Genomic DNA, 12517 nt, shown 5'->3' with positions numbered 1-12517 from the left:
TCGTCGAACACCTCACTTACCTGTTATTTCTGACAGTTGACACGTCGGGAGCAACCGCGAGTAACTGTGTCCGACTCGAAGCTGTTCCAGGAGGCTGCTTCCATGCATACAAGAACCCCGACAGTTTCCGTGAAGGATCCGCGAGGGCTCAATGTCGCCACTGTGTCGTACTACCGTGACACACCCGGTGAGACAGCAGAGCCTCGGATTTACCGTCAATCCTATAACGCCGCAGGTCGCCCGACGATCAGCCGTGACCCTCGCCTGTTCAAGCTGCTTGAGACCGAGCCGGACGCCCGGCCAAACCTGATGACAGTTTTCAGCCTCACGGGTGCGCCTCTCTACAGTGACAGCGTGGATGCGGGAAGCCGGCTGACCCTGTCCGGTGTAGCCGGGCAAAACCTCATCGGCTGGGACAGTCTGCTCACTCAGGTTCGAACCGAATACGACCTGTTGCTGCGCCCGGTCAAAACCGTCGAGCAGGCTCAAGGCACACCCGCAAGAAACCGTTCGTTTTACACTTATGGCGACAACTCCCCGGAATCTGCTTCGCACAATCAATGCGGTCAGTTGATCCGTCATGACGACAGTGCCGGCACTGTGCTCTTCAATGACTTCGCGCTGACGGGCGGAGTCAGTTCCCAGACCCGGCATTTTCTCACGGCGTTGGACGAGCCGGACTGGCCCGCTGACGAAGCCCAAAGAGACCTGTTGCATGAAGCCGGTGACGGCGCGGTCACCCGCACTGGCTATAACGCCTTGGGGGATACAGTCAGCCAGGAAGATGCGCAGGGCAACGTCCAGTTCTCGGATCTGAACGTCGCCGGCCAACTCGGCCAGATTCGCCTGAAACTCTCAGGACAAACCCATGACACATTGCTGCTGAGCGACATTCGATACAACGCTTTCGCCAACATCGTGCGCCAGACCGCCGGCAATGGCGTGATCAGCGAAAATCGATACGACCCGCAGGACGGTCGACTGCTGGAAATCAGCGCCGGGCTTGCTGGTCAACCACTGCTGCAACATCTGCTGTACCGCTATGATCCGGTCGGCAATATCCTCAGCATCAACGACATGGCCCAGCGCACCCGCTTTTTTCGTAACCAGAAGATCGAACCGGTCAGCACGTTCACCTATAACAGTTTGTATCAGCTGATAGAGGCCACCGGCTGGCAGCGGATCAACACCCAGAACGGCCCGCAGGAGCCTGTCTTTGCGTCGCCACCGGATCCTGGGCAACTGGAAAACTACCGCCAGAGGTACACCTACGATCCCGGTGGCAACCTCACGACACTGGTTCATAGCGCTGCCAGCCACAGCTGGACACAGCAGATGGCGATTTCGAAATACAGCAATCGGGGGCTGGCGCAAAAGGCTGACGGCGGGCTGCCCGGCGAGGATGAAATTACCGCCGGATTTGATGCCAATGGCAATAAAAGACAGTTGCAGCCAGGCCAGGATCTGAGCTGGAGCCTGAACAACCGTCTGCGCCGTGTTGATCAGGTGGTGCGCGAGAACGCACCGGACGACAGCGAACTGTATGTTTACGACGACGCCGGTCAGCGTAGGCGGAAAATTCGCCTCGTCCACAGTGGCTCCTCAACACGAACGCACGAGACACGGTATTTGCCGGACCTGGAAATACGCCAGGCACCGAGAGAAACATTGCACGTTATTTCGGTGCAGGCCGGACGCTGCGCCGTCCAGGTTCTGCACTGGACCTCCGGTGGCCCCGGCGCCGATCAGTATCGTTACAGCCTGAGCAATCATTTGGGCTCCAATACATTGGAACTCGGACAACACGCCGAGCTGATCAGCGAGGAAAACTACTCCCCCTATGGCGGCACTTCATGGTGGGCCGGCCCGGACAAGGTGCAGGCCAGCTACAAGACCCGGCGATACTCAGGCCAGGAACGTGATGCCACCGGACTGTACTACTACGGGCAACGATACTACGCCCACTGGTGGGGGCGCTGGCTCAACGCCGACCCGGCAGGCACTGCCGATGGCTTGAATCTGTTTGCCATGGTGCACGGCAATCCGGTCAGGTTTGTCGATCTGCAAGGACTGGCGGGGATCGACACCGTCAAGGCGATGGCTGCGACGGCGGCCCGAGAACTGCCGAGCGCCTTGATCGCCGCCACCGTGCAATATGCAATGACCGCGTTTATTTCGCCCATGAGCGTGGGAGTGACAATTACTGGCGCTACAGCGGGTGCAATCACGGGCGGCATCAGCGGTTATGCGAGCGCCAACTGGGCCCAATCTCCAATCTCCGTCGATGATCCTGACAGTTGGGGGCCTGTGCTTGCGAAAGTCGGCGGTGCCGCTTTGGGCGCAGCGCTGGGGGCGGCACCTTCCTTGCTCGGAATGCTCGATCCAAAAGGTAATACGGCAGCCGTCACTCAAATCGGCAGCGCTTTCGGTACAACGTTTCGCGAACTGACCTCCCAACATCTTGCCAATGCCGGCCCGAGCAACCCCTCCGTCGGCCGCGCAGACTTCGTAACCGGACTTGCCAGCATGGGCGCCGTGGGGGTCGTTGGAGGTGCCATGGGCTATGGTGGCTCGGTGCTGTTCGGGGCCGAGCCTACGGGTAAAGCCCTACAGTCCATCCTTGCGGGCTCTACGGCGACGGCGGCCGGTGCGGCCGGCGCTTCCGGTGTAAGGGGACTGCGGGGCACGCCAACCAAACCGTCCAAAGGCGGTGGGCCTACATTCGACCTATCAAAAGCTGTCGTCGGATACAGCAGTCGGCATTTCTTTTCCTCACTCGGACAAATAGCCAATCTGGCCGTCGCGCAGATACCGGGATACAGCGGATTGGACCTAAACACTCAAGCTGCGGTGAGTCGAGCGATCAGTAACGCCATCAGCGACTTGCGTTCGACCTTCGTGACCACCGCAACACCTGGCTTGAGTGCAGAACTGGGGCAAACGTCCTGGGATCTGGAAAAGAACACGGTCGGCACCGGCATCACCCGAGAGGACGTGCCGACTTCAAGCAATGCGGACTATGACCCGGCAGCCACCGAAATCTTCTACATGACTAGCGAGACGACGCGCAGGCAACGTAGCTACTCACGTTCCAATCTGTCCCATCAGATGACACACATGTGAACGCAGCGGCTGTATCGCTATCAACGAGACGGCGGTTGTTCCCCCAACGGAACAACCGCCATGGTCAGCCGCGACACACAACTGGCCTTCCCTTCATCACTGCTCAACCGAATATCCCAGACATGGGTGGTGCGACCGATGTGAATCGCCTTGGCCACCGCCGTCACTCGCCCACTGCGCAGACCGCGTAAATGGTTGGCGTTGATTTCCAGGCCCACGCAATAAAACTTGCTGGCGTCGATGCACAGGTAACTGGCCATCGAGCCGACGGTTTCGGCCAACACCACCGAGGCGCCGCCGTGCAGCAAACCAAAGGGCTGATGCGTGCGATGGTCGATGACCATACTGGCAGTCAGGGACTCGTCATCGAAGGCTTCAAAGCGAATATCCAGCACTTCGCTGATGGTATTTTTCCCGATTGCGTTCAACTGCTCGACGTTGGGAATGGTGCGCCACAGACTCATCGTTACGTTCCTTTGCTGGAGTTGTTCGTGGCTCAATCCTGCCACAGCACCGCCTCGCTACGCTCGCTCCATTCTTCAAAGCGTGCACCGTAAGCGGCTTCGATCATGTTGCGTTTGATCTTCAGGGTCGGTGTCAGGAAGCCGTTTTCCACCGCCCAACTGTCCTTGACCACCACCAATCGACGCAAGCGCTCATGCCTGTCGAGGACGCCGTTAACCTCCTCCAGCAGTTTTTCCAGGCTTGAATGCAAGCCCGCCCGGGCCGATCCCTTCGCGTCCTGCTGACCGACTGCCGACAGCACGCACAACCCCAGTGGTGCGCTCAGCCCATCGCCAACCACGCACACTTGTTCGATCCGCGCATGCACCGCCAGGCGATTTTCAATCGGTGCGGGGGCGACGTATTTGCCTTTGCTGGTTTTGAAAATTTCCTTCAGGCGCCCGGTCAGGCGCAGGTTGCCTTCGGCATCTTCCTCACCCTTGTCACCGGTGCGCAGGAAACCGTCCTCGGTGATGGCTTCGGCGGTTTTCCCAGGTTCCTTGAAATAGCCGAGCATGGTCGCGCCGCTGCGCACCAGTACTTCGCCAGACGGTTCGATGCGCACTTCGACTTCCGGGCATGGCTTGCCGATCCAGCCGGGTTTGTTCTGACCCGGCAGGCCGATGTGGGAATAACCGCAGCTTTCGGTCATGCCGTACACCTCCAGCACATCCAGCCCCAGTTTTCGGTACCAGAGCAGCAAGGTCTGCGGCACTGGCGCCGCGCCGGACAAGGCGATGCGCAAGGCGTCCAGCCCCAGCCCGGCAAGGACTTTGTGCCCTACCCGTTTGCCAATGAAGGGCAAGCCGAGCAGGAAGTCGAGGCGTTTAGCCGGGATCTTGCTGTAGACGCCCATCTGGAATTTGGTCCAGATTCGCGGCACGCCGAACAGCGCGGTCGGCCGGGCACGTTTTAGATCAGTGATAAAGGTATCGAGGCTCTCGGCAAAAAATACCGTTTGCCCGGTATAAATCGACGCCAACTCGACAAACATCCGTTCGGCGACGTGGCACAGCGGCAGGTAGGACAGCAGGCGATCCGACTCATTCAGGCCAAACAACTGCGTGCCACGAGTGGTGGCAAATCCCAAGTTGCCAAAACTGTGCATCACGCCTTTGGGTTGGCCCGTGGTGCCAGAGGTGTAAATAACAGTCGCCAGTTGATCGGCGGTGGGTTTGGGGTCGTCCTGAATCGGCGAGCTGCGCTGCAGATCGGCCCAGCTGAAATCGAAGGTGCCGGCCGGGCACAGCGGCAGGCTGATGGTTGGCAGATCGGACCTGACCCCGGCGGACATGCCCGGCCAGTCATCCAGCTTGCCGATGAACACCAGTGCGGCTTCGGAATGGTCGAGTACCTGGGCCACGGAATCGGCGGTCAGATTGGGATACAGCGGCACCGAGACATGCCCCGCCATCCAGATCGCCAGGTCGGCGATGATCCAGTGGGCGCAGTTTTTCGAGATCAGCGCGATGTGGCTGCCTTGTGGCAATTCGCGAGCCCGCAGCCAGTGGGCGGCACAGCGCGCCTGATGGCCGACGTCGGCCCAGGTCAACGTCTCGACCTGGCCGCCCCCCGTCGGCTGGACCAGAAAGCGCTGGCGGGAATGACGGGTTTCACGCTCGTAGAAGGCGTCCAATGGCAAACGGAAAGCAGCAGACATGCGACTTGCTCCATTATTTTTTGTCTGGAGCAAGCGTAGTCAACCAAGCAAGTGCTTGGTTGACTATTTCACACAAAAAAATCAGGAGCGACACTTAACCTGTGGGAGCGGGCTTGCTCGCGAAGAGGGAGTATCAGTCGACACCATTGTTGCCTGACACACCGCCTTCGCGAGCAAGCCCGCTCCCACATTAGCCCGGTTTCTTCAGGGACTATGGGTGCTTGATGCCGTTGAGCTTCATCGCCCCGACCAGCAGTTCGTCACCCTCAAGCTCCGCCAACCCGGCTGTGCCGACTTTCTCCGGCTCCTGCACATGACCATGCTGTAAATAGCCCAGCAGGTTACCGACCAGCGGGTTATGGCTGACCAGCAGTGCGTGATCCACGGACACCAACTGCTCCGCCACCGCTTGCGGATAGTTGTCGGGCTTGAGCCAGTCGACCGTGCGGATCTCCGGCGCGAAACCCAGCGCCGTACGCACAATTTCTGCCGTCTCCTGCGCTCGATGATAAGGACTGGCATAAATGGCGGTTAACGGCTGGCCGATCAATTGGGCGGCAGTGCGCAACACCTCTTCACGCCCCTTGACGGTCAGTGCCCGCTCGGAATCCGGGCGAGTACCGTGAGGTTCGGCTTCACCATGACGCAATACCCAGAGTTTCATAGCTTCGGTTCCTCATCTCGGGCCGGGTGCGGTGCTGGCGCCACAACGTGCGGGGCTTCACCTTCCGGTGTACGCGGCGTCGGCCAGTCGGCGAACGGCCAGGGCTTCTGGTCGCTGTGAAAGCTGCCGAATCGACCGATCTGCGCCAGAAACTGGCTCAGGCTGTCGCCGAAATTCATCAAGCTGGCGCTCGGTGCGCCATAAATCAAACGATAGATCAGCTGTACAAACACCACCGCACCGAGGATCAATTGCGCCACTTGCCAGACCAGCACATAGACAATCATCCACAGCACCCGCAGCAGGATGGATTCGTACCTGGCTTCTACCTTCGGATCATTCATGTTTCGCTCCCTGCCCTGTAGATGGGGTATTTAGTTGAAACCGCTGGTGGAGATAAAATCGACGTCGGTTTTAGGCTCGGCACGCATCAGTAGACCGATGACCTGCTCCAGCGTGCGCCCTTCGAAGAGGATGGCATGCAATCCGGCGACCAGCGGCATATACACGCCCGCGTCCTGCGCCTTGGCCTTGAGTACCTTCAGGGTGTTCACGCCTTCGGCGACTTCGCCAAGACGCGTCACCGCATCCTCAAGGCTCAACCCCTGACCGAGGGCAAACCCGACCTGATAATTCCGGCTTTTGGGCGACGAGCACGTCACGATCAAGTCGCCCACGCCCGCCAGCCCAAGGAACGTCATCGGGTTGGCGCCCTGATTCACCGCGAAGCGGGTCATTTCCGCCAATGCCCGGGTGATCAGCATGCTCTTGGTGTTTTCACCCATGCCCAACGCCACCGCCATGCCGGCGATGATCGCGTAAACGTTTTTCAACGCCCCGCCCAACTCCACGCCATAGCGGTCGGCGCTGGCGTACACACGAAAGGTCTTGCCGTGCAGCGCTTCCTGGACTCTTTGGCAAAGCTCTTCGTCTTCGCTGGCGACCACCGTGGCGGTCAGCGCGTGTTCGGCGATTTCACGGGCCAGATTCGGGCCCGACAGCACGCCGATGCGCGCTTGCGGGGCGATTTCTTCAAGGATCTCGCTCATCAGCTTGAACGTATGGGCTTCGATGCCTTTGGTCAGGCTCACCAGCAGTTTGCCGCTCAAACGTTCGGCGTGAGGGACCAGCACCGAGCGCAGCGCGCTGGACGGCAGCGCGACGAAGCACAGGTCGCAGGCCTCCAGGGTGGCTTGCAGGTCTGTGACCGCTTCCACTGCCGGAAGAATCTTGATGCCTTTGAGGTAACGTGGGTTCTCACGATTGACCCGAATGGCCTCGGCCTGTTCCGGGTCGCGCATCCACAGCCGGACCTGATGCCCATTCTCGGCCAACAGATTAGCCACGGCGGTACCAAAACTTCCGCCTCCCAGGACCGCAATTGGGCGCTGTTCAGTCATATGCAATCCGTTAATCCATACCAGTGGCGATGCCGGCATTATACGGAGCGGCCCGGTCGCGGCCAGCCCCAGCATCAATTACCGACACTTGTAGGAAGAAGACCAAGAAAACCGAGGAAAATGCCCATAACGTGACTGGAAAAGTCTTTGCGCTCGGTTAACATGCGCGCCAACTAATCGCTATCAAGGCCGTGCCGTGTCTTTTGGCTTTCCCTGCCCTCGCTCGCCGCTGGTATTGGCGCTGATCTTCAGCTCGCCATTGCTGGCCGACGACCTGTTCCTCGACAATGATCCGTTGCCGCAAGTGCTGACGGCGACACGCCTGAAGCAGTCGCCTGCGGCCGTGCCGGGGAGCATGACGGTGATCGACAGCGAACTGATCAATGCCAGCGGCGCGCGGGACATCAGCGAGTTGCTACGGCTGGTGCCGGGGATGATGGTCGGCAATATCAGCGGCAATCAGGCGGCGGTGAACTATCACGGCACCAATGCCAGTGAAGCGCGGCGCATGCAGGTGTTGATCGACGGCCGCTCGGTGTACCGCGCCGGCCTGGCCACGGTGGACTGGAGTGATATTCCGGTGGCCATGGAAGACATCGAGCGCATCGAGGTTTTCCGTGGCCCGAACACCGTCAGCTACGGCGCCAACGCGCTGATGGCGGTGGTCAATATCATCACCCGCAAACCGGCCGACAGCCACGGCACGCGGCTGAAAGTCACCCGTGGCCAGCGCGGTATCAATGATTTCTACGCCAGCCAGGGCATGGGTTGGGACAGCGGCGACTTGCGTCTGTCGCTGTCCGGCCAACAAGACGATGGCTTCGACTCGAACCGCACCGGTGCCGATTACCGCGACAGCCGTCGCTTGAACCGCTTCAGCCTCGCCGTCAGCCAGACGCTCAATGAAAACCAGAGCATCGACTGGCAACTGAATGCCAAGGACGGGACCAACCAGCGGCCCTATACCTATCGTCCCGTATTTTCAGGGATTACCGCCGCCGGGAACAATTCCGACGTCATCGCCAAGGACTATGCCGGCTCGCTGCGCTGGAATCTGGACATCAATCCCGATCACAGCCTTTATATTCAAGGCTCGGCGCAACACTGGGATCGCCAGCAAACCTGGCGAGCCTGCGATGCCGAGGTCTCGTTCAGCCCGGAACTGACCCAACTTTGGCAGCTCAATCCCAATTACACCGAACGTCTGGCGCGCAACATGAACCGCTACACCGGTTCGGGCGCACCGGCAGGAACTGCGGCTGAACGTGCGCTGGGCAATCAGGTACTGAGGCAATGGCAAAACGGCGCCCGGCAAACCCTCTGTGGCGACATTGACCAGAGTGCCCGGGAATCGCGCTACGACCTCGAACTGCAAGACACGCTCAGCCTGTCCGACAGTCTGCGGCTGGTCAGCGGCATGAACTATCGTTACGACCGGGCAGATTCCGAGACCTACTTCAATGGCACGCTCGACGACACCACCTGGCGGGCGTTCGGCCAACTCGAGTGGCGCGCCACCGAGCACTGGCTGTTGCAGGGCGGGGCGATGTACGAAGACACGCAATTGACCGGCAACTCGCTGACCCCGCGGGTGGCGGTCAATTACCTGATCAACCCGCGCCACGGCTTGCGCGCGGTGTATTCGGAAGCCATCCGTTCGCCGGACATGTTCGAGAACAACGTCAACTGGAGCTACCAGGTCACCAACCTGAAACCCAGTGCCTACGGCCAGTCCAGCGCCCGTTATTTCGTCAAGACCCGTGGCCCGGGCGACCTCGAGCAAGAACGCATGCGCTCTCGGGAATTGGGCTACAACGGCTACTTCGCAGAGTGGGGATTGGCGGTCGATGTGAAGCTGTTCTACGACGAAATCACCGGCATGATCAGTGAACCGCTACGCAACAACCAGTACATCGCCAGCAACTCGAACAGCTCGCGCTTCACCGGGACTGAAACCCAACTGGATTGGCGCGTCAGCAGTGCCGATCGTTTGCGCCTGACCTATGCCTATGTCGATGCGCAAGCCAGCAACCCGCTGGATGCACAACAGACTGCGCGCAACAGCGGCTCCGCCGGTTGGCTTCGCAACTGGGGCCTGGGCTGGAACAGCGCGCTCTTCTACTATGGTGCCGACGCCCTCAACGGGTATCGCTTCGAACGGGTCGACACCCGCATCGCCAAACGCATCGGTTTGGGCAAAGCCAATCTGGAGCTGGCCGGGGTCCTCCAGCAACGCCTCGACAATCAGCCCACCACCTTCGTCGACAACAACTACGACGATCGCCGAGTGCTCTACTTCAGCGCGGAGCTGGAGTTCTAAGATGCAACATCGCCCGTCACCGAAGACGCCAACCCTTGGCCGCCTGCTGGCGGGGTTGTGCCTGGTGTTTATCGGGCTGCTGTGCAGTCTGCCGGCACGGGCCGCCGACATTCTGCTGACTGGCGCCGAGGGCAATCCCGGCGTGCAGTCTTTCGTTCAAGCCCTCAGCGAGTTGCGCCCCACCGACAATGTGCGCTTCCAGCTTGTCGCCAGCCTGCCGGCGCCAGGCCAATTGCCCGTCGACACCCGCCTGGTGCTGCTCGACTTACCCAGCCTCGACTGGCGCCTGCAAGACGCCCAAGGCCCGGCGACGCTGGTGTTGCGCATCAGTCGTTTGCAAGCCCATCAACGCTTGGGCAATGACCTGCCATCGCACCTGAGCCTGCTCTGGAGCGATCCGCCGCTGGAGCGACAGTTGCGCCTGACCCGACTGCTCCTGCCTGAGGCCCGCCGGGTCGGTGTGCTTTTCGACAGCCACAGCGAATTCCTTTTGAAAGAACTGCGTCAGGCTGCCCTGCCCTTGGGCCTTGAAGTGGTCACCGAGCGTTGGGAAAACACCCATGACAGCCGCCCCTTGCAGGCCCTGCTGAAAAACAGTGACGTGCTGTTGGGCCTGGACGACCCTGATCTGTACAACCCGAAAACCGTGAAAAACTTGCTGCTCAGCAGCTATGCCCGGCAACTGGCGTTGATCGGTCCCAACGCAGCCTTTGTCAGGGCCGGTAGCCTGGCCAGTACTTACAGCGACCAGAACGATTGGCTGAAGATTCTCGACGAACTGCTCGACCGCCCCTCGAACACCTGGCCACGCGCACTTTATCCGCAGCACTTCAAGGTCTTGAGCAACCCGCAAGTGGCTCGTTCACTCAGTATTGAACCGATGAATGAAGCCTCTGTCGCAACACAGCTGGCCGAAGGAGAACACCGCCCATGACCTTCCGTCGCGGTTGGGACATCAATACCCGCACCCAGATCATCAGCCTCGGCCCGGCCCTGTTGCTGACCTTGCTGCTGATCAGTTTTTTTACCTTCGTGCGAATCCAGGACCTGCGTCAGGAACTCAATCACACCGGTCAGCTAATCGCCAATCAACTGGCGCCGGCCACCGAATACGGGGTGATTTCAGGCAACAACGAGGTGCTCGAGAGTTTGCTCAAGGCCACCCTGGCCACGCCCAACGTACGCTTTCTGGAAGTACAGGACAGCACCAACCGGATTCTGGTGTATGTCGAGCAACCGTCGGAAGCACACAATCGCTCGCATCAAGTCGAAGTGTTCCAGGCGCCGGTGCGCCTGCAACGCATCGCGCTCAACAATGACTTTTTCCAGAACAGTCGTACCGTTGCCAGTGCACCGGGCGAGGATTATCTGGGCCGGGTGATCGTCGGCCTGTCCAATGACGCGTTCAACCAGCGCCAGCAGGAAATCCTCTTCAAGGCCGGGATCCTCGCCTTGTTCGCTCTGCTGTTTACATTTCTGCTGGCCCGGCGCCTGGCCAGCAGCCTGTCTCAACCGATCCACGACATCGGCAATGCGGTCAAGGCGATCCAGGAAGGCGACTACAAAACGCCCCTGCCGATTGTCGACGACACCGAACTGGGCGCCCTGTCGCAACACATCAACAACCTTGCCCAGGGCCTTGAGCAAGCCAGTCGTGAACAGCATCAGGCCATGGCGCAATTGATCCAGACCCGCGAAGAAGCGGAAAAGGCCAACAACGCCAAATCCGATTTCCTGGCGATGATGAGTCACGAGTTGCGCACGCCGATGAATGGCGTGCTGGGCATGCTGCAACTGCTGGAAACCACTGAGATGACCGAGGAGCAGATCGAATACGCGGCGCTGGCCTCGGAATCCACCGAACACCTGCTCAAAGTGATCAATGACATTCTCGATTTCTCGCGCATCGAGCGCTCGGAACTGGAGCTGGAACATATTCCGTTCAACCTCGCAGACCTGATCAGCAGCTGCGCCCAGTCGTTCCAGCACAGCGCGGTGCAACGCGGGCTAGACATGCAACTGCGGATCCCCGAAGACATGCGCACCCTTCAGGTTCAGGGCGATCCAACGCGAATCCGGCAGATTCTGGTCAATCTGGTCGGCAACGCGCTGAAGTTCACCGAACGGGGCCGCGTCACGATCGAACCGCAGTGGCAGTCCCTGGATCATGAACTGCTGTGGTTCACCTGCACCGTACGCGACAGCGGAATCGGCATCCCGCCCGTTAGCCTGGAGTTGATGTTCAACGCGTTCCAGCAGGCCGACAGTTCTATTTCAAGACGTTACGGCGGAACCGGGCTGGGGTTGCCGATTGCCCGCACCCTGGCTGAGCGGATGGGTGGCACCTTGCGCGCGCAGAGCGAAGAAGGCGTTGGCTCGGCGTTCACCCTGGAAATCCCTTTGGCGCTGTATAAGCAGCCACTGCCGGTGCTAACCCCGCGAGGGCATACCGGCGATGACCACGGCGAAGGTCGCAATGTGCTGCTGGTGGAGGACAACCCGGTCAACCGCACTGTTGTCGAAGCAATGTTGCGCAGTCTGGGCTTTACTGTCAGCGTCGTCACCGACGGTGCACAAGCAGTACGCAGTGCCGGGAATCTGACTTTCGAAGCGATTCTGATGGACTGCCGATTGCCGGTCATCGACGGCTACGAGGCCACCCGACAGATTCGTCAATTGCCCGGCTGCGCTGATGTGCCGATCATCGCCCTGACGGCCAATGCGTTGCAGGGTGATCGCGAAGCGTGTTTAACGGCGGGAATGAACGATTACCTGGCCAAGCCCTTCAAACGCACTGATCTGCAGCAAATTCTGCAGCGGTGGGTGCAGTAGAACAGGCCATTCGG

Annotated in this window: 9 protein-coding genes; 4 read left to right on the top strand and 5 right to left on the bottom strand. The window is 60.0% G+C overall.

Annotated features, from left to right (window positions below):
* Positions 1-102: 102 nt before the first annotated feature.
* Positions 103-3123: an RHS repeat-associated core domain-containing protein gene (locus tag ACQKPC_RS19775; protein ID WP_427625981.1), complete on the top strand. Its 3021-nt coding sequence runs from the start codon at positions 103-105 to the stop codon at positions 3121-3123.
* Between the two features lie 20 nt (positions 3124-3143).
* Here ACQKPC_RS19775 and ACQKPC_RS19770 read toward each other — a convergent pair whose 3' ends face one another.
* The 5 genes from ACQKPC_RS19770 to ACQKPC_RS19750 form a co-directional block, all read right to left on the bottom strand.
* Positions 3144-3587 carry a hotdog fold thioesterase gene (locus ACQKPC_RS19770; RefSeq protein WP_008074942.1) on the bottom strand — a complete coding sequence of 148 codons (444 nt, stop codon included), beginning with the start codon at positions 3585-3587 and terminating at the stop codon, positions 3144-3146.
* A 32-nt stretch (positions 3588-3619) separates the two neighbouring features.
* Positions 3620-5287 carry an AMP-binding protein gene (locus tag ACQKPC_RS19765; protein ID WP_427625980.1) on the bottom strand — a complete coding sequence of 556 codons (1668 nt, stop codon included), beginning with the start codon at positions 5285-5287 and terminating at the stop codon, positions 3620-3622.
* A gap of 211 nt (positions 5288-5498) precedes the next feature.
* Positions 5499-5951, bottom strand: coding sequence for a phosphohistidine phosphatase SixA (sixA, locus tag ACQKPC_RS19760; protein WP_030130077.1), 453 nt, complete (start codon positions 5949-5951; stop codon positions 5499-5501).
* Positions 5948-6295 (bottom strand): DUF4389 domain-containing protein, encoded by a 348-nt coding sequence (locus tag ACQKPC_RS19755; RefSeq protein ID WP_427625979.1) that lies wholly within the window; start codon positions 6293-6295, stop codon positions 5948-5950. The genes sixA and ACQKPC_RS19755 overlap by 4 nt, the downstream gene beginning before the upstream one ends.
* 30 nt (positions 6296-6325) lie before the next feature.
* Positions 6326-7351 carry an NAD(P)H-dependent glycerol-3-phosphate dehydrogenase gene (locus ACQKPC_RS19750; protein ID WP_427625978.1) on the bottom strand — a complete coding sequence of 342 codons (1026 nt, stop codon included), beginning with the start codon at positions 7349-7351 and terminating at the stop codon, positions 6326-6328.
* Between the two features lie 196 nt (positions 7352-7547).
* Between ACQKPC_RS19750 and ACQKPC_RS19745 the strand changes: the two genes are divergently transcribed.
* The 3 genes from ACQKPC_RS19745 to ACQKPC_RS19735 are packed head-to-tail and all read left to right on the top strand — an operon-like array spanning position 7548 to position 12503.
* Positions 7548-9671 carry a TonB-dependent receptor plug domain-containing protein gene (locus ACQKPC_RS19745; protein ID WP_427625977.1) on the top strand — a complete coding sequence of 708 codons (2124 nt, stop codon included), beginning with the start codon at positions 7548-7550 and terminating at the stop codon, positions 9669-9671.
* A 1-nt stretch (position 9672) separates the two neighbouring features.
* Positions 9673-10605 (top strand): ABC transporter substrate-binding protein, encoded by a 933-nt coding sequence (locus tag ACQKPC_RS19740; protein WP_427625976.1) that lies wholly within the window; start codon positions 9673-9675, stop codon positions 10603-10605.
* Entirely contained in the window at positions 10602-12503 is a 1902-nt protein-coding gene (locus ACQKPC_RS19735) for an ATP-binding protein (RefSeq protein ID WP_427625975.1), read from the top strand. Before ACQKPC_RS19740 ends, ACQKPC_RS19735 begins: the two co-directional genes overlap by 4 nt.
* Positions 12504-12517 lie beyond the last annotated feature (14 nt).

This window comes from Pseudomonas sp. NPDC089918, from assembly GCF_050280605.1.
Classification (GTDB): Bacteria; Pseudomonadota; Gammaproteobacteria; order Pseudomonadales; family Pseudomonadaceae; genus Aquipseudomonas.
This window is presented reverse-complemented; position numbering and strand designations above follow the sequence as displayed.